This is a genomic window from Natrarchaeobaculum sulfurireducens, assembly GCF_003430825.1.
Lineage (GTDB): Archaea > Halobacteriota > Halobacteria > Halobacteriales > Natrialbaceae > Natrarchaeobaculum > Natrarchaeobaculum sulfurireducens.
The window spans coordinates 1279307-1297251 of the sequence record NZ_CP024047.1 but is presented as its reverse complement, the minus strand read 5'-3'; the positions used below and the strand labels follow the sequence as shown (position 1 = coordinate 1297251).

Here is a 17945-nt window from a genome sequence, read left to right as displayed (position 1 = left end):
CCGTCACACAGAGGTTGTAGCAATGGCTGACGTTCGAACCTACACCCTCATTTACGTCGTACTGTTGGTGCTGGGGACGGGCAAGTTCGTGTTCTTCGAATTTACCCCGTACGACATCGCCCTGGCGGCAACGTTCGTACTCGCGATCGCCAAGACGTTGTTGATCGCCGGTTACTACCAGCACCTGATCGAAGAACCACGCTCGATCACCTACATGATGGTTATCTCCGTGTTCATGGTCTTGTTGCTGACTGTCGCTGCAGGCTACTCGATTCAGTAACTCGGCCCGTTCCCGGATTTCCTTCTCGTCGGCTTCTCGTTTCCTCTTCGCTCGTTCGGCCCCCGATTCCGATCGTACGCTTCGATGGCGCATTCACTCGTCTAAGCGGCAATCGACGGCTTCCCGCCCGTACCCTCCACAGACGACCGTCGGGTGTCGGCTGGTTTTCCTCACTCAGTCATGTAGACGGCCGACCGACGATACGGCGCTCGGTGACACGTACCGACCGAACCACCGAAGCGACACAGCGATCACTCGTCTTGCCAGGTCCCAGCGTCCGTCAAAGCTCGGTGATCGCTCGAGCAGGACGGCCAACTGTCGGATCGAACGTCCAACCGCCAGGGCAGATGCTGGCTCCTGAGAGGGGGTGGGCTTCGTGTCTCGATTGCTCGTCGAGAGGAAACCCACGAAACAGTGTGGTTTCGAGCGATCGACTGGCTCCCGACGTCGAATCACTCAGTGTCGACGAATCAGCGACCGATGTAGGCGAGCGACGACACTCGTCGTCCATTGAAGCACCTCTGTGTCACCTACCGGGTTCGACTGGCTCTCGACGTGTGAGAGACGACTGCTGTCGATCAGGGGCTCGAATATCATGCGTACACAGCCGAGATGGGGCACACTCGAGCATGACCGGTGGAACCCATAGATGCCACTCGAAGCGAACGAAAACGAAGAGAGAAGCGATGTGAGCCGTCTGTCGGCTACTCTTTGCCGAACATCTGGCGCATCATCGGATGCATTTCCATCATCTGCTCCTCAGCGATCTCCTCGTACAGCTTGTACGTGATGGAGACAGCGAGCAGCAGGCCGGTTCCCTCGACGCCACCGACCGTCCCGAGCATGTTCGCCCAGACGGCCAGTAGTCCGACGAGCGCACCACCGATGACGGTCACTTGCGGAATGTACCGTTGCATGACCTTCTCGACGACGCTGACGTTCTGTCGGAAGCCGGGGATCTGCATCCCGGAGTTCTGGATCTGACGGGCCGTTGCATCGGGACCCATGTTCGTCGTCTCGACCCAGAAGATCGCGAAGATAGCGCCACCGATGACCATGAACGTCAGGTCGACGGAGACGCGGATCATCACCATCCAGGCCTGCTGAGTCACCTCTCCAGTCCACCACATCCAATCGTCGGGTGAGTAGATCGGTGCGGTGTAGTAGAAGAACCCGCTTACGGGCTGGCCCTGGGCGTCGTAGACGCCGAGTACCTCGGGCATCCCTGCCCACTGACTGTGGAGAATTTGCCCGATGAACTGGATGTTCGCCTGCAGCGCCCGAACAAGGATGACCGGCAGGACGCTCGCGTAGATGAGCTTCACGGGGAAGCGTCCACGGGCACCCTTGACGCGGGCGTGGCTGAGCGGAATCTCGACGCGAACGGACTCCGCGTAGACAACGATGGCGAAGATCAACACCGTCGTGATGAGGGCGATGATGTGGCCCTCCTCGAGCAACAGGGTGTAGATGCCATCACCGGCAACGAGCGAGCCGATCTCGACTTGCTGGGTGATGATCAGATACCAGTCGTAGAACACCCCGCCCGTCGCAGGCTGGATGAACCCGGTCACCAATCGCTGGCTCACACCGGCGATGATGAACAGGCCGATCCCGCTGCCGATCCCCCACTTGCTGACGACCTCGTCCATATAAAGGATGAGGACGCCGCCGAGGAAGATCTGCAGGAACATCAGTACCTGAACCTGCGTCTGATCGAAGGTGAACCCACCGAGGGTCAGCGACGGCACCGGTGGCAGGAAGCCGCCAGCGAACACCATCGGCAGTGCGGTCAGTGCCGTCATCACGATGACGAGCAGCTTCTGTAGTCCCTGGTAGAGAACCTGATCTCGAGGATCGTTCGTATCGAGCCCGAGCAGGTTCGCACCGCCGAGCAACTGCATGACGATGCTCGCCGTGACGATCGGACCGATGCCGACCTGCATCAGCGAGCCGTGTTCGCCCGCAAGGACGGCACGGAACTCACCGAAGAGGTCGGTCGCTTCTCCGGACTCCAAGCCGAGCAGCGCGATGTTCGTCAGGAAGAAGTACAACACGAGGATGCCAGCCGTCCAGGCGAGCTTGCGCTTGAACGGCACGTGCTTCTGTGGACGCTGCACTGCGGGCATCCGCGTCAAGACCGGTTCGGCGGCTTCCTTCCATCCCATAGTTAGTCCTCAGTCTGTTCGGATTCGTCGTCCTCGGCTTCGAACGCCGCTTCCTGGGCTCGCTCCGACAGCACTGCGTCTCCACCTGCATCCTCGAGTTTCTCGCGAGCCGTCTCGGAGAACTCGTCGGCGGTCACGGTGAGGGCGTTTCGGACTTGCCCGGAACCGAGTACTTTGACGACATCGACTTCGTGGCCGTCCTCGACGACGTCTCGAGCGTCGATTGCGTAGCCGTCGTCAGTTTCTTCGGCGAGGTCGTCTGCGACGTAGAGGATCGCGTCCTCGTCGAGTGTCTTGACGTCGATCTCTTCGACGGTTGGACGAGCGTCCTGGGGCCGTTTGAAGCCGTGTTTCTGCTTCGGTTCGTAGTTGTGGAACTCGTGTTTGCTGCGTCCTGCGCGACCGCGCCCACCACGATGGCCCGCACCTCGTCGATTCTTGTGCGTGCCACCGCCGTGCGTCCGCGAACCGCGCTGACGTCGTTTTTTACTCGTCATGGTTATCGCATCGATTCTAACAGGTCGTTAATCTCGTCCGTTGTATGCTTTCCGAGTTGTCCGCCTTCGACCGTCGGCTTCTTGATGCCGGCGTGGCCGCCACGCGGCGGGTGGAGACGGAGCGTCGGCGATAGTCCCTGCTCGCGAAGCGTCGTCTCTTCATCGAGCAGCGCCTCCGCGAGTGCGCCGAAATCGTCGTACTCGGTGTTCTCGGCGAGCCACTCTTCGTCGACGTCTGCCTGGCGACCCTCGAGCGGTTCGGCACGCTTTGCGAGCACCGTCTCGAGCACCTCAGCGTTCGGTTCCCCGTAGGCAACGTAGTCGTTGACCTTGTTGACCATCCCGACGTAGGTGTCGGTCTCGGGGACCAGCGCACAGTGATTGACGCTGTGGATGTTGAGCATCTCGAGCGTGTCCTGGACGTCCTGTTGGCGGTTTACTTCACCGCGAACCTGCACGACGGCCTTCATCACTCACTCACCTCGGCTGTATCCCGGTCACTGCGCTGTGACTGAGGAAGTCGCGACTGCGAGGCGTTCTCGAGTGCGTTGAACGTCGCTTTCGCGAGGTTGACTGTCGTTCGCGTGTTGCCGTGGCTCTTCGTCCAGGCGTTCTCGAGACCGGCCAGTTCGAGCACCGCGCGTACGGTGTCGCTGGCGGCCAGTCCCAGGCCTTCGGGAGCCGGGATGACTTCGACCTCGACGGAGCCGGCCTTGCCGGTGGTCCGACGGGCCAGCGAGTGTGGTCGGTCCGAGCGGTCTTCCCACGACCCGGAGCCGCGGGGGACCTTGATCATATTCAGCTTCGCGATACCGATGGCCTTCTGGATGGCAGAGCCGACCTGATCGTCACGGCCTTCCGCGTAGCCGACGTAGCCGTCGCGGTTGCCCACGACGACGACACATCGGAACTTGACGCGTCGTCCGGAGTCGGTCATACGCTGGACCATGTTGATGTCCAGCACTTCGTCGTCGAGCCCCGGCAGGAGCTGGTCGACGATTTCGGGTTCCTTCAGCGGGAGTCCCGAGTTGAGGGCAACCTCCATCGAATCGATTTCGCCCTCCTGGACCTTCCGGCCGAGACGGGTGACGGGTTCCCATCCGCTGTCGTTGTAGTTGCTCATTCGAGAATCGCCTCTCGTACGTCGTCGAAGTGTTCAGGGAGTTCCGTTGCGTCGAACTCGCCGCTGTACAGCGGTTCGTCGAGCTGTTCGGCGTACTCGGCGATGTGCTCGCCGCGCGTGCGCGACCAGTCTGCGAGTACGCTGTCGTTGTGCGGGATCTCGAGACCGGCGTCGATCGCGCCCTCCTGAACGGCGAACACCTTGTTGCCAGGCGTCGCCGTGTTGAGGCCGATATCGAGCACCGCTTCCTCGAGTCCGGCGTCGACGGCACGCTGTCCGGCCAGCAGGCCGGTCAGATACGCCGCCGAAATGTTGCTCGTGGGTGCGTCCCAGCCGTACTCCTCGAGATCGCTCGAGTGTGCGCTCGCGAGCGTCTCGTCGCCCTGAGGTCCAGGAACGATCAGCTGCGCCGTAATATGCTTGTTACTCTTGCGAGCAACGAGGCGGGGCTTGCCCGATTTCAGCAGGCGCAACCTCTGGTGGTAGTCCGTTCGGACCTCACGGCGACGTCGCATCGGCACCTTGTATCGTGGTCCTGTCGCCATTATCGATCACCGTAGTTGTCGTCGATGTAGTTCAACAGGTACCGGACGCTACGGAACTCGCCACCACCAGCTTTCTTGTAGAGCTCGCGGTATTGAGCGGGCGTAAGTTCGCCCGTATCGCGGAGTTCACGGAGCTTCCGTCGCTGTGCACGAATCTTGTCCTGCCATTCCTCTTTCGAGTTCTGGCGAGCGCCTTTCTTGCCTTTGCGCTTGCCCGGGCCTTTCCGGTGGCCGTAGGCGCGCTTGGCGTTGCGCTCGCGAGCGCGGCCGCGGGAGTTACCCGTTGGCTCGTCGGCCTGGATGAGGCCTTCGTCGACGAGTTCGCGGATCTCGTCTCGCGTGATCGCCTCGGCGATGTCGGCCTGGGCGGCGGGGTCGAGCCAGACGCGGTTCTGGCCGACGTCCAGCACGTCGGCGGCGAGTCGCTTCTGTGCGGAGAGATCAGTCATTGGATTCCACCTCGACTTCTTCGTAGGTCGGGTTTAGCACGCGGATCTCGCTTTCCTCGGCGAGTTCCTCGATGCGTTCGCGTTTACGCGCACCGACCGACGAGGCGATTCGGACCGCCTCGTAGTCGCCGTCGACGCCCTCGAGATCGTCGGGCGTCTCGACGTACACTTCCTCGAAGCCGCTTGGGTGCTTGCCCCGGACGGCTTCGGGCGTGCGGTAGCCAGCCTGGACTTTCGGGCCCTTGCCCTTGATCCCGCGGCGCTGCTTCGATAGCTGACCGCGTGGTCGACGCCAGGATTCGGGCGTCCGCTTTTTCTTGTGGTAGTCCTGTCGGTTGAACTGCGGCTTGCCGATCGTCCGGCGTCGAGCGAGCAGTCGCTCCTCGTCGTCGGACAGCTCGGGGGTCTTTTCGGTCAGTCCGCGAGCCTGCAGCTCTGTTTCGACGTCCGCTTCGGGCTCGGCTTCTTCGGGTTCTTCGTCTTCGATCTCGGCGTCCGTCTCGTCGGTGACCTCGAGGTCGCCAACGTCGGCTTTGATACGAGCGGCGAGTGCGTTCCCGATGCCGTCGGTTTCGGCCAGTTCGTCCTGAGTTGCTTCCTTGACGTCCTGGACGGACTCGAAGCCGGCCTCGCGAAGCGCCTCGGCTTTGCTCTCGCCGACACCGCTTATGTCCTCGAGTTCCGATGGGCCGTCGTCGGCCTCAGCCGAGGTGTCCTGTGCGTCTTCGTCGGTCGTTGGGTCGTCGTCTGCCATCTATTAGACACCTCCTTTGGCGGGTTTCTCGGTGATGTAGACCCCGTCCTGGAAGACGCGGGTGTCTTTGCCGCTAACTTTCGTTAGCTGCTCGATGTCAGCCGCCGTCTGGCCGACGTCCTCTTTGTTCGGGCCGGAGAGGACGACGACTTCGTCGTCGACGGAAACGTCGGTGTCACCGTGAATCGTCGTGCGTCGCGGTGCTTTCTCACCGAGGAAGTTCTCGATGACGACGTCGGTACCTTCGACGCGAACCTGCATTGGGAAGTGAGAGTAAAAGACTTCCATCTTGTACTCCCATCCCTCGAGGACGCCGTGGAAGGCGTTCTCGATGTGGCTCTCGAAGGTGCCGACGGTCGCGTTGGTCTTTGCGTCCTCGTTCTCGCTCTCGATCACGACGAGATCGTTCTCAACGTCGACGTTCACGTCGGGGTACCAGAGGCGGCGGGTGACGCTGCCTTCCGGACCGTCGACGGTCACGTCGAGGTGGTCGGTCTCGACGGTTACGTTGTCGGGGATTTCCAGTTCAACTCGCATGGTTAGTAGACGTATGCGATCACCTGGCCGCCAATCCCCTGTTCGCGCGCCTCGTAGTGGCTCATAATGCCACTGCTCGTCGTGACGACGAGCGCACCGAAGTCTCGAGCGGGGAGGAACCGTTTCTCCCACTTCTCGAAGTCGTCAGCGCCTGCGCTGTAACGGGGCTTGACGGGCCCACACTCGTTGATCGCTCCTTTCAGTTCGACCTCGAACTGCCCGGCTTTGCCGTCATCGACGAACTCGAAGCCGTCGATGTACCCGCGGTCGTAGAAGACCTCGAGTACGCTGCCGATCTCGTTCGAGGCGGGCGTTACCTCGTGGCTCAGTTTACCGACGCTCTCGGCATTGTCGATGCCCGAGAGCGCGTTGCTGAGTGGGTCGTTTCCAGTCATGTTATCGGTACTTCTTGAATCCCATGTCGCGGGCAATCTCACGGAAGCACTGTCGGCAGAGATTGATGTCGTACTTGCCGACGAGCCCCTGCTTACGGCCACAGCGCTGGCAGGCCTCTAGCTGACCCGTACGCTTCGTGGCGTGCTCGCCCGTCTGTTCGTTTTCACTTTCACTCATCGTCCGTCTCCTCCACGGTGACGTCGAACGTCGCCTCGAGGAACGCAATCGCGTCCTCGGGGGTCAGTCGGTGTTTCGAGGGGATCGGTCGGGTGGCTTTGTCGCGTTTGGAGACGCGGTAGCCCGGACGCACCAGGTTGACGGTGACGTCGAGCCCGTAGATCCCGACGGTCGGGTCATACTCCTGGCTCGGGAACTCGGTGTGTTCCTCGACGCCGAAGCTGAAGTTGCCCGTATCGTCGAACTGATTCGCCGAGAGCGCTGCAAGCGGCAGTGCGGTCTCGAGGAACTCCGTGGCGTCGTCGCCACGGAGGGTGACCTTCGTGCCGATCGGGTCGCCTTGGCGGATGCCGAAGTCGGGTTCGGTCCGCTTTGCCAGGGTACGGACGCTCTCTTGTTCGGTGATCTCTTCGATGATGTCTTCTGCGTGGCCGAGTTCGCGACCGCCCTGACCGACGCCCATGTGGACAACGACCTTTTCGACGCGCGGTTCGCGCATCTCGTGGAACTCACCTTCGGATTCGGCTTCCGACATCAGTCATCACCCTCCGTGCCCGCATTTTCCGACGACTCGTCGTCGCCCGTGAAGTTTTCGTCGATGACGACGACGTACTCCTCGACGGTCTCGAACTCGCCGTCCTCGGTGGTGACGGCGACGGTGTTCGAGCCGCTGCCGGGCGTAACTTCGATCGTATCGATCTCGCCGATTTTGCCACCGTGGTTACCGCTAACGGCAGTGACGAGTGCACCTTCCTCGTAGGGGAAGTGAGCGACGATCGACTTGTCGTCGTTGTCGACGACAACCGAGTCGCCCCCGCTGTAATCGCTCTCTTCGTCGACGACGACGTTCGTGCCGTCGTGCAGCGTGAGCTGTGTATCCCCGCCGGGAACCTGCTGTTTGCCCTCGATCTTGCCGAGGCGGCTACCCGCAGCGTCTTCGTCGATTTCGGTCAGCGAGAGCCGGCCCCCCTCGTCGGGGAACACACGATAGTATTCACCGCGGCCGGGGAACGCTAGGATGTCGAACATCCCGATCGGTCGGCGCTCGTCGTTGATCGGCTGGCCGTTGACGAGGATCGCATCCTCGCTCAGGGCGTACCGTGCCTCTTTTTTCGAGTCTACGTAGCCGAGTACGTCTCGCAGCAAGACGACGAGCGGAACACCGTCTTCACCGTGGGGACCGGCTCCGGCTTTCACCGTGAAGACGTCGGTCTTTCGCTCGACCGGCCAGGACTTCGGTACCGAGAGTCGTTTCTGGTGTTTCGTCATTCGCTCTCACCTCGTTCTTCGAGCCGCGTCTCACGACGCTCGTCCGAGAGGTCGAGTTTCGTGATCCGGACGTTCGACGGGTCGACCGGTCGCGGGACCTCCTCGCCGTCGGCCGTCTCGACCGTCACGTCTTCGACGTGGACGACGCCATTGTCGAGGCGAACGCGCAGAACCTCGCCTTCTTCGCCAGCGTGGTCGCCGCGCATGACCTCGACGGTGTCGCCCGCGTTGACGCGGGTGCGACGGGTGCCGTACTCCTCACGGAGGTCGTCGGACAGCGTCGCGTGAAGCTGTGCTCCCCGCTGGTGCAGCGGTGCACGCTCCGTCTGGTTTCGCTGTTTGTGTGGTTGTTTGCTCATATCTATACGATCATCGTCGCGGTTGATGCGATTGCTCCGAAGCGCTCTGCAACTTCGCGGGCGATCGGCCCCTTGATCTCCGTTCCGCGGGGCTCTTCGTTCTCGTCGATGATGACGGCCGCGTTGTCCTCGAACTTCAGTCGCGTCCCGTCCGGCCGGCGGATCGATTTGCGCTGGCGGACGATGACGGCTTCGAGGACCTGTCGGCGCATCTCGGGCGTCCCTTTCGTGACCGAAACGGTCACTTTGTCACCAAGACCCGCGCTCGGCTGGCGGTTTTTGGTGCCGTGGTAGCCCGCGACGCTGATGACCTTCAACTCACGTGCACCGGTGTTGTCGGCGCACGTGACGAGCGAGCCCTTCTTCAGACCCTGAGTGACGTCGGCTTTCATTGCCTCCATCACTGATCACCTTCGTTGCCGAGGTCGTCGGCAGACAGCTGTGGGTCCGGCTCGGTCTGGCCGGTCAGTTCAGCGACGTCCTCTGCAGTCGCTTCTTCGGTTACTTCGACGACCACGTGCGATTTCGTCTTCGACAGTGGTCGGGTCTCTGCGATCTTGACCGTGTCACCGACCGAGAGCGGCTCGAGCACGCCCGGAACGTGAGCCGGGATGCGCGAACGACGTTTCATGTACCGATCGTATTTCGGTACGGCAACGTCGTACTCTCGCTCGACGACAACGGTCTTGTCCATGTCCGTCGAGACGACGAGTCCCTCGAGGATCTGCCCTCGAACGGGAAGGTCGCCGTAGAACGGACACTTCTCGTAATCGTATTCCTCCGGGTTCTCTGGTTCCGGAGGGGTGTTGACGTCTAGTCCTATTGCCATGGTGAGTCACCATTTGTTTCCGTGCGTCGGGCAGGTTGTGAGAGCAATCGCGACCCATCGACCGTAACGTAGGCTACGTTCTCGCCAGCACACTCCGAGTCGGCACGCGAATTCGCGTCCGAGTCGGGTTTGGAGTCGGCCAGTTTGAACGCAGTCCCCGACTCCTTCTCGAAGTCGGCGGCGTCATCTGTGATCGCAAACTCGAATACTGAGCCCGATTTCGGTACCGTGAGCACCCGGGATGTGCCGTTCTCTCGAACCTCTACTGAGAGCGTCTTCGTCGTCTCGACGACGACGCGGCCCTCGAGACCTACCCGTGACTCGTCGTCGCTATCGACGACGCGGACGGGGAGGCCGTTGAGTTCGTGTCGTGGCAACGTCTCGGGTGTCAGCGGCATTGTCTGTTCGTTACTCCTCGTCCTCGAAGTCGCCTTCCTCGTGCTGGATCGTCTTGATCCGCGCGATGGTGCGACCCAGTTCGCCGATGCGACCTGGATTCTCCGGGGCACCACCGGCTGCGAGGACGGACTTCGAGTTCAGCAGTTCAGTCTCGAGTTCCTCGAGTTCTTCTTCCCGTTCGGCGGGCGTCATGTCACGGATCTCGTCGACGTGGAGAATCGCCATCAGGCATCACCCTCCTCGTCGTCGGCCGTTTCGGAATCGTCGTCTTCCATTTCGGCAACGAGTTCTTCGGCTTCCGCTTCGACGTCCGCTTCGAGTTCGTCGAGGTCTTCCTCGATCGGCGACTCGTCGGGCGTCTCGACGTCCTCATCGTCCTCGAGGTCCTCCTCGAGAACTTCCTCGACGACTTCCTCGTCGACTTCGGGCTCGACGGCCTCGTCTTCGGCGGCTTCGGCACCTTCCTCGGTGGCTTCGGCCTCTTCGGGTTCGCCCTCGAGCAGCTCTTCGACGCCCTCGGCTTCGTTGGCCTCGACGGCATCGGGGACGAGCTCTTCGGGATCCATGTCCTCGTGGATCTGGAAGTCGTCGGGCAACTCGGCGTTCGGCGGGATGATCTTTACCGTCACGCCGATCGTGCCGAGTTTCATCACGGCAACGCCCTGACCTTCGTCGACGATCTCCTCTGCGGGTTCGCCGTTGTGCTTGATGTAGCCACGGTTGAACTTCTCGACGCGCGATCGCGCGCCCGTGACTTTCCCCGACAGGACGATTTCGGCGCCCAGGGCGCCGGACTCCATGATCCGGTCGATCGTCGTGTGACCGGCTTTCCGGAAGTACCAGCCGCGCTCTAGGGCGTTTGCCAGGCGGTCGGCGACGATGCGTGCGTTCAGGTCGGGTTCGTCGACCTCCTGCACGTCGATCTGTGGGTCCTCGAGGTTGAACTTCTCCTCGAGGGCCGTCGTGACCTTCCGAATGTTCTCGCCGCCTTTACCGATGACCATCCCGGGCTTTTCGGCCTTGAGGACGATCTGGGTTCCCATCGGCGTCTTGGCGACCTCCATACCACCGTAGCCAGCGCGGCCGAGTTCTTCCTCGAAGAACTCGTCGATCTGGGACCGCTGCAGGCCATTCTCGATGAATTGGTGTTCGTCAGCCATTAGTTATCGTCCTCGTCTTCGGTTTCGTCTTCGTCGTCGGTCTGTTCGATGCGAGTGTCGTCGACGTCCTCGACGACGATCTCGACGTCGACTTCCGGCGTGTTCCAGGCCGTCGCTCGGCCCATCGCTCGCGGTTTGCGACCGACCGACTCGCCGACTTTGTGTGCTGCGATGTGGACGATCTGCATCGTCTCACCGTCGAAGCCCTGGTGTTCGGCGTTCGACTCGACGTTCTCGAGCAGGTCGAGAAACGCTTTGGAGGCTTTCTCTGGGTACTTGCCCGCGTCCCAGCCGTCGATGTCAGAGCGGTGTCCGGCACCGGTGTTGTGAGACTTAAACGGTACCGAGCGCTCGCCCGCGAGGACGGCCTCGAGATACGTTCGTGCGTCGGCAACCGTTCGCCCTTTCAGCTCGCGAGCGATCTCTTTGCTGTGCTTGTGGCTCATGTGACGCTCCCGAAGCATCGCTTTCGCGGTGGTGTCCGGGTCCGCGTCGACCGAGTAGTTGATTCCCATACGTGGATCACTTCAGTGGGACGAACTTGGACGATCGGGTCGCACCGATACCAGCCTGTCCGTGTTCGACGGAGTTGCGCGTCAGCTGGAACTCACCGAGGTAGTGGCCGATCATTTCGGGTTCGACGCGAACGCGCTCGAACGACTGACCGTTGTAGACGGCGAACGTCAGTCCGACGAACTCGGGCAGGATCGGCATGTCCCGAAGGTGTGTTCGGATCGGGGAGTTTGCCGTCTCCTGTTCGTCTTTGCCGCGGGCCTTCTCGAGCAGCTTTTGCTGTTCGATGGTGAGACCGCGTTCGATACTTCGCCGCTTTCGTGCGGGTAGCAGTTCCGCGACTTCCTCGAGCTCCAGATCCTGCAGCTCCTCAAGCGTGTGGCCGCGGTAGGTAAACTCGTCACCCTCACGGCCGGTTCGGTACTCCTGGCTCATTTGTTTCCACCTCGGCCGGTTCGTCGTGAAGAGATGTCACCGACCTTCCGTCCTGGCGGTGCGTTCCGCGAGACGGACTTGGGTTTGCCGGGGTGCTGTCGACCGCCACCACCGAAGGGGTGGTCAACGGCGTTCATCGCGACACCACGGACGCGAGGCCACTTCGAGCCCCGAGCTCGCATCTTGTGATACTTGTTCCCTGCTTTGACCATCGGCTTCTCCGTGCGACCGCCACCGGCGACGACGCCGACGGTAGCGCGACACTGCGGATCGAGGCGCTTGACCTCGCCGCTTGGAAGCTGGACGACCGCGGCGTTGCGGTCGTGGGTGATCAGGTCTGCGTTGACGCCGGAGGCGCGAGCGAACTTGCCGCCGTCGCCCTGGTTCGCCTCGACGTTACAGACCGGGACCCCCTCGGGTATCTCCGCGAGCGGGAGCGTGTTACCCGGCTTGATCTCCGCGGAGACGCCGACCTGAATCTCCTCGCCGACGGTGATACCCTCGGGTGCGAGGACGAGTCGCTGCTCGCCGTCTTCGAACTCGATGGCTGCGACCGGCGCGGAGCGGGCAGGGTCGTGTTCGATGTCCACGACCGTCCCACGGACGACGTCGTCGCCTTCCGTCTTCTTGTGGTCGAGCTTGGCTTTATAGCGATGCGATGGAGCGCGGAACGTCGGCGTCCCGCGACCTCGTCGTTGTCCGAAAATGCGTCGTCCCATCGGTTAGAACACCCCGATTCGCGAGGCGACTTCCTGGGCGTCGTCGTCCTCGGACAGTTTGACGGTCGCTTTCTTTTTGCCTTTCATGGTCAGCTGTGTGTTGACGTCGTCGACCGAAACCTCGAAGCGTGCTTCGACGGCGTCGGCGATCTCCGGTTTGGTGGCGTCGGGATTGACGACGAACTGGAGCTTGTTCTCGAAGTCCATGTCGTTCATCGCCTTCTCCGTCACCAGTGGGTGTTCGATGATTCCGCTCATCGGTCCGCCACCTCCTCGAGTGCGCTTTCGGTCCAGACGGTCAGTCGACCCGGCTGCGTGCCGGGAGCGAGGTCTTCAGCGTTGACCTCGACAGCCGTTGCGACGTCGGCCCCGGCGAGGTTCCGTGCGGCCCGGGAGGGGCCGGTCTCGCTCGAGGTGACGAAGAGGATCGACTTCGGCGTCTTGTACTTGCGGCCACGGGTGGTCCCCCGGCCGGAACGGACGCTCTTGCCGTCCTCTGCGCGTTCGACGTCGGCATCGAGTCCGGCTGCCTCGAGGAAGGAGACGACCTCCTTGGTTTTCTCGAGGTCCTCGAACTCGTCGTCGACGACGACTGGTACCTGAGTGTCGTCATCGAACGCGTGGCCGCGCTCGGCGACGAGGTCGGCGTCTGCAGTCGCCGCGATGGCGCTGCGGACGGCCAGTTTCTTCTCTTTCGTGTTGATCGATTCGGACCAGTCCTTTTCGGCTTTCGGCGGGTGGGCCTTTCGTCCTTTGACGGTCTGGGGAACGCGGCGACCGCGTCCGTTCTGTCGTGGGACGTGGGCCATACCTCGGCCGCTACCGAACGATTCGGCCGGCGTCCGTCTGCCAGCGAACTCGTCGGCACCGTAGTCCTGTTTTCGGTTTGCCTGGGCGACGCGCACGGCGCGGGCGATCAGGTCGGGCCGGTAATCGGTCTCGAAGACCGACGGGAGCTCGACCGTCCCCGCGTCGTCGCCGTCCAGGTCTCGTACTGTTGCGTCCATATGTTATCCCTGGTTGGATGCGGTGGAGACGTACCGAACCTCGGGGTCGAGGCGCGGTTGGTCTCCGGGTCGGATCGCCGGGCGGAAGCGCACGAGACGCTTGTTCGGCCCGGGGAGCGAGCCCTTGATCAACGCGTGTGGTCCGTCGACTTCGCCGTAGTTGACGAAGCCGCCGTCGACCGACGCGTCGTCGCCGTCGCCGATGTCGACGAGGCGCTTGTTCAGTTCCGTCCGCTGGTGGTAGCCGGTCTGACCCTGCTGGGGGACCGTCGACCGAACGCGGGACGGATTCCAGGGACCAAGGTTCCCGATGCGGCGGCGCCAGCCTTGCCGGGCGTGTTTGCCCTTGCGCTTCTGGACGCCCCACCGCTTGACGGGGCCCTGGGTCCCTTTCCCTTTCGTGACGCCGCTTGCGTCGACGTACTCGCCGGCGCGGAACACGTCGTTCATGACGTGATCGCCGCCGTCCTCGAGCAACTCGAGGGCGAAGTCGACGCGTTCCTCGACGGAGCCGCCGCCGACGCGCGTTTCCATCACGTCCGGTTTCTTTTTCGGTACCGAGGAGATCTCGGAAGGAACCGTGTGTGTGATGACGCGAACGTCGTCGACGCGACCCTCCTCGAGGAGGCCCCGAAGTTCGTCTTCGGCGGCGTCGGCGTCGTAGTCGTCACCGGGGGTGTCGAGGACGCGCTCGAGTTCGTCGACGAACTCGGTGGTCCAGACCTCGGTGACCGGTTTCTTACCGTATGGCGTGTCTTCGTACGCTCGCAGAGCGACCGCGCGCATTGGCGGCGTCTCCACGATCGTCACGGGAACGGTCGTCTCCATTCCCTCGGTCGACGAGTTCGCTTTGTCGTCGACCATAACGACGTGGGTCATGCCGGCCTTATAGCCCGCGAAGCCCTGGAGCGTCGGCTGTCCATCGTCGTCCGGCCACGAGTTAAAGCGTGGGACCTCGCTGGTCGCACGCTGTCGTGGGCCGAACCCGAGTGAGCCTTTGCGTGGTGCGTTTTTTTGTGGCATTCTATCACGCTCTCAGTGAGAGGGATGCGAGCGTGGCGAACAGAGCCTCCTCCGTTCGCACGACCTCGCTTCCCTGATCGGGAACCGTGTTCAGCCAGAGGTCGAACCCGTGATCTGTGGGTTCGACTCCGTCCTCGGGAGCCGACGGTTCCTCGACGCCGTCCGCGCTGGACGACGCCTGAATGGCCGACGCCTCGATGCCGAGGATATCTGGCAGCCCTCTCTCGGGCGCTCCGAACGCGACGGTCATCCCGTCTCGCTCGGTGCGTCCGGCCAGCGTCTCGAGCCGTCCCACGGTGAGTGGATCACCGAATCGGGAGGCTGCGATGCAGACGCCGGCGTCCTCACGGCTGAGTGCTGCCTGTAGGTCCGTCCGCTCGACCGACAGCCCCGGAAGGGGCTCGTCGACGAGCTTCGCCCGGACCGGTCGTCGCGAAGAGATCCTGACTGTCACGCGTTCTCCCTCCTCGACCGCCATTTCTGGTGGCACGTTGAGGGAGATCGGGTGTTGCAAGCCGCAATTGACCCGGACGCGATGATCAGGTCCGACCTCGGTCACGATCCCTTGTCTTGACGACCCCGAACCGTTCGATTCGGAGCCGGTCTGTGACGTGGCGCGGAGCGGGGGCAGGATGCCCGCATACTCCAGTTCGTCTCGCTTGCCCCACGCCTCGGTTCGGAGGTAGGGGGGTGTTGCGGCGTACCGCAGAACGGTACTGACGAACCCGCCGTCGAACCGCCCGGTTTCGCCCCCAGGATCGGGGTAGACGATCAGGCGATTGACCCGAAAGATCGTCGCCGCGCGGGCGACGTATCCGAGTTTGCGAGTTGCCTCGCGTTTGTCCTCGGCTTCTCGGGTGAGCGACGACGGCACGAGCGCGCTGACGGTCATGCCGAAACGCTTCGACGCCGCGTCACTAGACTGTAGCGATGTGTTGCCGACAGGGTCTTAAAAGGGTAGCGGAATCGATTCCGGCTGGTAGGGCCTCACACCCCCGAATTCGTGGGAGATAGCCACACACTCGCTGTTGGTGAAACGTCGGTTCGTTGCTCGAGTGCGTGACTCGGATCTGTCACGTGAAAACCACACTCCGGCGTCGACTTCGGCGTGGTGTACCGTGCCGATGTCGGTTCGATTCGCAACCCTTATACATCCCTCCGGCAGTAGGTTAGAGTGCAGCCAAGCACCAAACGGGCGCTGGTAGTGTAGTGGTATCACGTGACCTTGCCATGGTCACAACCTGGGTTCAAATCCCAGCCAGCGCATTTCTGTGCGAACAAATCCGTGAGCAACGGAACTCGTTCTGGATTTGAAGCACACTGGGGCTCTGCGAGCGAAGCGAGCACGGTTCTCAGAAGCGGTTCAAATCCCAGCCAGCGCATTTCTCCGAACACAACTCCATAAGCACTGTGTAGTAGTCAAGTATCCGTGTTCAGAGGAATCGCCTCTGGGTTCGAACGAGAGAAGTCCCAGCCCGGGAAGCGAAATGGAGTGAGCGAGCAGGACCGTCTTCGCGTTGTTCAACTCCCAGTTACGGTACTCTCTTACAGATTGGTCGTGCGTGCACACACTTACAGGATTTCGGTCGTACGTGCACACGCGAACATCAACTATTCGAGAGCGATCGTTCAAAGTCAGGATTTGGTCAGTCGGAGTCGGCCAGCGAACGGCGTGTGACGTCCGCTTTCGTCGTCGTGTTCTTCTCGAGTCCCTCTCGTGCAGAGCGCGTCGGTCTCGAGACACCGATCCGGTAGCGCCACTGGTTGGATGAAACGACTGATACGGAACCTGAACCGTAATCGGACGTTTCAATCACGCTTGTCTACTGTTTTCGCCTGCGATTTACTTTTATAGTTCAGTGGACTACGGATCAGTAGACGATCGCAACAAACAGTCCACCATGCAAACGGAACTCCCATCCGACGATACTACGAACGGTCCCCGGTACGATCAGGCGAACGATCGCTACGTCTTCCACCACGATAGCGACAGTACCGCGACGATCACGACGACGGTCGTTCACGCCCTGGCAGCGATCGCCGACACCGACGTCTCACAGGGGGAGTTCTCCCTTTACGACAGCGTCGATCCGGACGCGCTCGAGCGACTGTTCAGCCCGAAAGCTGACGGCACGGAGCGGACTGGCGGCCACGTTGCGTTCACTGCGCTCGACCACGAGATCTACGTGTACGCGAACGGTGACGTAATCGTCTACCCGCCTACAGACACCCCTCGATCCGGTCGGTAAGGACTCGTCCTCCGCCTCGGCTATAGAGGACACGGTTCACCAACCAGCGCCCGAAGCCCGCCGGATGGCGTGTCGGTGGTTGGTGTGCATGGACCGAATTTAGTACCCCGGCTATCGATAGCCTCCGATATGACAGTAGTCGCATTGCTGAGCGTTGCACCGGTAATCGAAGACAGCATGGCAGAGGAGGTCGCGAAGGCAGTCGACGCCATCGACGAATACGACGTCGAGTACGAGACGAATCCAATGGGGACAGTGATCGAAGCCGAGGAGATCGGAGAACTGTTCGCCGCCGCTCAGGCGGCCCACGAAGCCGTCGACGCCGACCGTGTGAGTACCGTATTGAAAATCGATGACAAGCGCACGCGCGAGACGTCGGCCGCCGAGAAGGTCGAGGCCGTCGAAGACGCCCTCGGTCGTTCGCCGACCTCGATGGACGGCTGATCCCACGAGCGAAGCGAACGACCGTCGGACGGAAAGCGTGGATTCAAGTATGGGCCGGGACTTCCATCGTGTATGCAAGATCAGGGACGCTCTACGCGCAAGCGCACCGGCGGCCGACTGAAGAACGTTCGAAACCGCCGCAAAGACGAACTCGGCCGACTCCCGACCGAGACCGAAGTCGGCGAGCCACGCTTCCGAACCGTCGACGCCCGTGGCAACGACACGAAGACTCGAGCGCTGGCGACGAACGTCGCAAGCGTCAACAACGGCGACGAAACGGTCGGTGCGGAGATCGAAAACGTCGTCGAGAACGACGCCAACCCGAACTACGTCCGCCGAAACATCATCACGAAAGGTGCCGTCGTCGAGACCTCCGAAGGCCGTGCCCGTGTGACGTCCCGTCCCGGCCAGACCGGCCAGGTCAACGCCGTTTTGCTCGAGGAGTAAGCCGTACCACCGTTTTTCCGGTTCGATCGAACCCGTGAGCAAAGCGATTCATGCTCACAACCTCGTCGATTCTTCGCGAGTTACTGCTGAATCGATCTTTCGACCGTTGGCCGTCTCGGTGTAGTCGAGACACCTGTCTCGAAACCACTGAGCCGGAGAGGTCTCC

Annotated in this window: 29 protein-coding genes and 1 tRNA gene; 5 read left to right on the top strand and 25 right to left on the bottom strand. The window is 62.0% G+C overall.

Features of this window, described 5'->3' with window-relative positions; translation table 11 throughout:
• Positions 1-22: 22 nt before the first annotated feature.
• Positions 23-280, top strand: a complete 258-nt coding sequence (locus AArc1_RS07585) for a cytochrome C oxidase subunit IV family protein (RefSeq protein WP_117363800.1) — start codon at positions 23-25, stop codon at positions 278-280.
• Positions 281-984: 704 nt separating this feature from the next.
• Here the strand turns inward: AArc1_RS07585 and secY are convergent.
• Genes secY through AArc1_RS07460 form a run of 25 tightly spaced genes read right to left on the bottom strand, consistent with a single transcriptional unit; the run spans position 985 to position 15531 of the window.
• Complete coding sequence (gene secY / locus AArc1_RS07580; protein ID WP_117363799.1) at positions 985-2448, bottom strand: preprotein translocase subunit SecY; 1464 nt, start codon at positions 2446-2448, stop codon at positions 985-987.
• Between the two features lie 2 nt (positions 2449-2450).
• Positions 2451-2945: an uL15m family ribosomal protein gene (locus AArc1_RS07575; RefSeq protein ID WP_117363798.1), complete on the bottom strand. Its 495-nt coding sequence runs from the start codon at positions 2943-2945 to the stop codon at positions 2451-2453.
• Between the two features lie 2 nt (positions 2946-2947).
• Positions 2948-3415: a 50S ribosomal protein L30 gene (locus AArc1_RS07570; RefSeq protein WP_117363797.1), complete on the bottom strand. Its 468-nt coding sequence runs from the start codon at positions 3413-3415 to the stop codon at positions 2948-2950.
• Entirely contained in the window at positions 3415-4068 is a 654-nt protein-coding gene (locus AArc1_RS07565; RefSeq protein WP_117363796.1) for a 30S ribosomal protein S5, read from the bottom strand. The genes AArc1_RS07570 and AArc1_RS07565 overlap by 1 nt, the downstream gene beginning before the upstream one ends.
• The gene (locus AArc1_RS07560) at positions 4065-4613 is read right to left on the bottom strand and encodes a 50S ribosomal protein L18 (protein ID WP_117363795.1); all 549 of its coding nucleotides are present in this window, start codon (positions 4611-4613) and stop codon (positions 4065-4067) included. Before AArc1_RS07560 ends, AArc1_RS07565 begins: the two co-directional genes overlap by 4 nt.
• Positions 4613-5062 carry a 50S ribosomal protein L19e gene (locus AArc1_RS07555; RefSeq protein ID WP_117363794.1) on the bottom strand — a complete coding sequence of 150 codons (450 nt, stop codon included), beginning with the start codon at positions 5060-5062 and terminating at the stop codon, positions 4613-4615. The genes AArc1_RS07560 and AArc1_RS07555 overlap by 1 nt, the downstream gene beginning before the upstream one ends.
• On the bottom strand, positions 5055-5816 hold the full coding sequence (locus AArc1_RS07550) for a 50S ribosomal protein L32e (RefSeq protein WP_117363793.1): 762 nt from the start codon (positions 5814-5816) through the stop codon (positions 5055-5057). Before AArc1_RS07550 ends, AArc1_RS07555 begins: the two co-directional genes overlap by 8 nt.
• A 3-nt stretch (positions 5817-5819) precedes the next feature.
• The gene (locus AArc1_RS07545) at positions 5820-6353 is read right to left on the bottom strand and encodes a 50S ribosomal protein L6 (RefSeq protein WP_117363792.1); all 534 of its coding nucleotides are present in this window, start codon (positions 6351-6353) and stop codon (positions 5820-5822) included.
• A 2-nt stretch (positions 6354-6355) separates the two neighbouring features.
• Positions 6356-6748: a 30S ribosomal protein S8 gene (locus AArc1_RS07540; RefSeq protein WP_117363791.1), complete on the bottom strand. Its 393-nt coding sequence runs from the start codon at positions 6746-6748 to the stop codon at positions 6356-6358.
• Position 6749: 1 nt separating this feature from the next.
• Positions 6750-6926, bottom strand: coding sequence for a 30S ribosomal protein S14 (locus tag AArc1_RS07535; RefSeq protein WP_117363790.1), 177 nt, complete (start codon positions 6924-6926; stop codon positions 6750-6752).
• Positions 6919-7461, bottom strand: a complete 543-nt coding sequence (locus AArc1_RS07530) for a 50S ribosomal protein L5 (protein ID WP_117363789.1) — start codon at positions 7459-7461, stop codon at positions 6919-6921. Before AArc1_RS07530 ends, AArc1_RS07535 begins: the two co-directional genes overlap by 8 nt.
• A complete protein-coding gene (locus AArc1_RS07525; protein WP_117363788.1) occupies positions 7461-8195 on the bottom strand; it encodes a 30S ribosomal protein S4e in 735 nt (244 codons plus the stop codon). Before AArc1_RS07525 ends, AArc1_RS07530 begins: the two co-directional genes overlap by 1 nt.
• On the bottom strand, positions 8192-8554 hold the full coding sequence (gene rplX / locus AArc1_RS07520) for a 50S ribosomal protein L24 (RefSeq protein ID WP_117363787.1): 363 nt from the start codon (positions 8552-8554) through the stop codon (positions 8192-8194). The genes AArc1_RS07525 and rplX overlap by 4 nt, the downstream gene beginning before the upstream one ends.
• A 2-nt stretch (positions 8555-8556) precedes the next feature.
• On the bottom strand, positions 8557-8955 hold the full coding sequence (locus tag AArc1_RS07515; protein ID WP_117363786.1) for a 50S ribosomal protein L14: 399 nt from the start codon (positions 8953-8955) through the stop codon (positions 8557-8559).
• Positions 8955-9383 carry a 30S ribosomal protein S17 gene (locus AArc1_RS07510; protein ID WP_117363785.1) on the bottom strand — a complete coding sequence of 143 codons (429 nt, stop codon included), beginning with the start codon at positions 9381-9383 and terminating at the stop codon, positions 8955-8957. Before AArc1_RS07510 ends, AArc1_RS07515 begins: the two co-directional genes overlap by 1 nt.
• Positions 9374-9781, bottom strand: coding sequence for a ribonuclease P protein component 1 (locus AArc1_RS07505; RefSeq protein ID WP_117363784.1), 408 nt, complete (start codon positions 9779-9781; stop codon positions 9374-9376). Before AArc1_RS07505 ends, AArc1_RS07510 begins: the two co-directional genes overlap by 10 nt.
• Before the next feature lie 10 nt (positions 9782-9791).
• Complete coding sequence (gene rpmC, locus AArc1_RS07500) at positions 9792-10007, bottom strand: 50S ribosomal protein L29 (protein ID WP_117363783.1); 216 nt, start codon at positions 10005-10007, stop codon at positions 9792-9794.
• On the bottom strand, positions 10007-10942 hold the full coding sequence (locus AArc1_RS07495; protein WP_117363782.1) for a 30S ribosomal protein S3: 936 nt from the start codon (positions 10940-10942) through the stop codon (positions 10007-10009). The genes rpmC and AArc1_RS07495 overlap by 1 nt, the downstream gene beginning before the upstream one ends.
• Positions 10942-11457 (bottom strand): 50S ribosomal protein L22, encoded by a 516-nt coding sequence (locus tag AArc1_RS07490; protein WP_117363781.1) that lies wholly within the window; start codon positions 11455-11457, stop codon positions 10942-10944. Before AArc1_RS07490 ends, AArc1_RS07495 begins: the two co-directional genes overlap by 1 nt.
• 7 nt (positions 11458-11464) lie before the next feature.
• A complete protein-coding gene (locus AArc1_RS07485) occupies positions 11465-11890 on the bottom strand; it encodes a 30S ribosomal protein S19 (RefSeq protein ID WP_117363780.1) in 426 nt (141 codons plus the stop codon).
• Positions 11887-12609, bottom strand: coding sequence for a 50S ribosomal protein L2 (locus tag AArc1_RS07480; protein ID WP_117363779.1), 723 nt, complete (start codon positions 12607-12609; stop codon positions 11887-11889). The genes AArc1_RS07485 and AArc1_RS07480 overlap by 4 nt, the downstream gene beginning before the upstream one ends.
• A 3-nt stretch (positions 12610-12612) precedes the next feature.
• Positions 12613-12867 carry a 50S ribosomal protein L23 gene (locus AArc1_RS07475; RefSeq protein WP_117363778.1) on the bottom strand — a complete coding sequence of 85 codons (255 nt, stop codon included), beginning with the start codon at positions 12865-12867 and terminating at the stop codon, positions 12613-12615.
• Positions 12864-13616 (bottom strand): 50S ribosomal protein L4, encoded by a 753-nt coding sequence (gene rpl4p / locus AArc1_RS07470; RefSeq protein ID WP_117363777.1) that lies wholly within the window; start codon positions 13614-13616, stop codon positions 12864-12866. Before rpl4p ends, AArc1_RS07475 begins: the two co-directional genes overlap by 4 nt.
• A gap of 3 nt (positions 13617-13619) precedes the next feature.
• Positions 13620-14639 carry a 50S ribosomal protein L3 gene (locus AArc1_RS07465; protein ID WP_117363776.1) on the bottom strand — a complete coding sequence of 340 codons (1020 nt, stop codon included), beginning with the start codon at positions 14637-14639 and terminating at the stop codon, positions 13620-13622.
• Positions 14640-14643: 4 nt separating this feature from the next.
• Entirely contained in the window at positions 14644-15531 is an 888-nt protein-coding gene (locus tag AArc1_RS07460) for a putative RNA uridine N3 methyltransferase (RefSeq protein WP_117363775.1), read from the bottom strand.
• Positions 15532-15834: 303 nt separating this feature from the next.
• Between AArc1_RS07460 and AArc1_RS07455 the strand changes: the two genes are divergently transcribed.
• The 4 genes from AArc1_RS07455 to AArc1_RS07440 all read left to right on the top strand — a co-directional run bounded on the left by AArc1_RS07455 (position 15835) and on the right by AArc1_RS07440 (position 17779).
• A tRNA-Gly gene (locus AArc1_RS07455) sits at positions 15835-15905 on the top strand.
• Positions 15906-16540: 635 nt separating this feature from the next.
• The gene (locus AArc1_RS07450) at positions 16541-16888 is read left to right on the top strand and encodes a HalOD1 output domain-containing protein (RefSeq protein WP_117363774.1); all 348 of its coding nucleotides are present in this window, start codon (positions 16541-16543) and stop codon (positions 16886-16888) included.
• A gap of 129 nt (positions 16889-17017) precedes the next feature.
• Positions 17018-17332, top strand: a complete 315-nt coding sequence (locus AArc1_RS07445) for an MTH1187 family thiamine-binding protein (protein ID WP_117363773.1) — start codon at positions 17018-17020, stop codon at positions 17330-17332.
• Positions 17333-17404: 72 nt separating this feature from the next.
• Positions 17405-17779 carry a 30S ribosomal protein S8e gene (locus AArc1_RS07440; RefSeq protein ID WP_117363772.1) on the top strand — a complete coding sequence of 125 codons (375 nt, stop codon included), beginning with the start codon at positions 17405-17407 and terminating at the stop codon, positions 17777-17779.
• The last annotated feature ends 166 nt before the right edge of the window (positions 17780-17945 follow it).

Coding starts and splice junctions, on each gene's coding strand:
- AArc1_RS07585 (WP_117363800.1), top strand. CDS start 23: ATGGCTGACGTTCGAACCTACACCCTCATTTACGTCGTACTGTTGGTG.
- secY (WP_117363799.1), bottom strand. CDS start 2,448: ATGGGATGGAAGGAAGCCGCCGAACCGGTCTTGACGCGGATGCCCGCA.
- AArc1_RS07575 (WP_117363798.1), bottom strand. CDS start 2,945: ATGACGAGTAAAAAACGACGTCAGCGCGGTTCGCGGACGCACGGCGGT.
- AArc1_RS07570 (WP_117363797.1), bottom strand. CDS start 3,415: ATGAAGGCCGTCGTGCAGGTTCGCGGTGAAGTAAACCGCCAACAGGAC.
- AArc1_RS07565 (WP_117363796.1), bottom strand. CDS start 4,068: ATGAGCAACTACAACGACAGCGGATGGGAACCCGTCACCCGTCTCGGC.
- AArc1_RS07560 (WP_117363795.1), bottom strand. CDS start 4,613: ATGGCGACAGGACCACGATACAAGGTGCCGATGCGACGTCGCCGTGAG.
- AArc1_RS07555 (WP_117363794.1), bottom strand. CDS start 5,062: ATGACTGATCTCTCCGCACAGAAGCGACTCGCCGCCGACGTGCTGGAC.
- AArc1_RS07550 (WP_117363793.1), bottom strand. CDS start 5,816: ATGGCAGACGACGACCCAACGACCGACGAAGACGCACAGGACACCTCG.
- AArc1_RS07545 (WP_117363792.1), bottom strand. CDS start 6,353: ATGCGAGTTGAACTGGAAATCCCCGACAACGTAACCGTCGAGACCGAC.
- AArc1_RS07540 (WP_117363791.1), bottom strand. CDS start 6,748: ATGACTGGAAACGACCCACTCAGCAACGCGCTCTCGGGCATCGACAAT.
- AArc1_RS07535 (WP_117363790.1), bottom strand. CDS start 6,926: ATGAGTGAAAGTGAAAACGAACAGACGGGCGAGCACGCCACGAAGCGT.
- AArc1_RS07530 (WP_117363789.1), bottom strand. CDS start 7,461: ATGTCGGAAGCCGAATCCGAAGGTGAGTTCCACGAGATGCGCGAACCG.
- AArc1_RS07525 (WP_117363788.1), bottom strand. CDS start 8,195: ATGACGAAACACCAGAAACGACTCTCGGTACCGAAGTCCTGGCCGGTC.
- rplX (WP_117363787.1), bottom strand. CDS start 8,554: ATGAGCAAACAACCACACAAACAGCGAAACCAGACGGAGCGTGCACCG.
- AArc1_RS07515 (WP_117363786.1), bottom strand. CDS start 8,955: ATGGAGGCAATGAAAGCCGACGTCACTCAGGGTCTGAAGAAGGGCTCG.
- AArc1_RS07510 (WP_117363785.1), bottom strand. CDS start 9,383: ATGGCAATAGGACTAGACGTCAACACCCCTCCGGAACCAGAGAACCCG.
- AArc1_RS07505 (WP_117363784.1), bottom strand. CDS start 9,781: ATGCCGCTGACACCCGAGACGTTGCCACGACACGAACTCAACGGCCTC.
- rpmC (WP_117363783.1), bottom strand. CDS start 10,007: ATGGCGATTCTCCACGTCGACGAGATCCGTGACATGACGCCCGCCGAA.
- AArc1_RS07495 (WP_117363782.1), bottom strand. CDS start 10,942: ATGGCTGACGAACACCAATTCATCGAGAATGGCCTGCAGCGGTCCCAG.
- AArc1_RS07490 (WP_117363781.1), bottom strand. CDS start 11,457: ATGGGAATCAACTACTCGGTCGACGCGGACCCGGACACCACCGCGAAA.
- AArc1_RS07485 (WP_117363780.1), bottom strand. CDS start 11,890: ATGAGCCAGGAGTACCGAACCGGCCGTGAGGGTGACGAGTTTACCTAC.
- AArc1_RS07480 (WP_117363779.1), bottom strand. CDS start 12,609: ATGGGACGACGCATTTTCGGACAACGACGAGGTCGCGGGACGCCGACG.
- AArc1_RS07475 (WP_117363778.1), bottom strand. CDS start 12,867: ATGAGCGGAATCATCGAACACCCACTGGTGACGGAGAAGGCGATGAAC.
- rpl4p (WP_117363777.1), bottom strand. CDS start 13,616: ATGGACGCAACAGTACGAGACCTGGACGGCGACGACGCGGGGACGGTC.
- AArc1_RS07465 (WP_117363776.1), bottom strand. CDS start 14,639: ATGCCACAAAAAAACGCACCACGCAAAGGCTCACTCGGGTTCGGCCCA.
- AArc1_RS07460 (WP_117363775.1), bottom strand. CDS start 15,531: ATGACCGTCAGCGCGCTCGTGCCGTCGTCGCTCACCCGAGAAGCCGAG.
- AArc1_RS07450 (WP_117363774.1), top strand. CDS start 16,541: ATGCAAACGGAACTCCCATCCGACGATACTACGAACGGTCCCCGGTAC.
- AArc1_RS07445 (WP_117363773.1), top strand. CDS start 17,018: ATGACAGTAGTCGCATTGCTGAGCGTTGCACCGGTAATCGAAGACAGC.
- AArc1_RS07440 (WP_117363772.1), top strand. CDS start 17,405: ATGCAAGATCAGGGACGCTCTACGCGCAAGCGCACCGGCGGCCGACTG.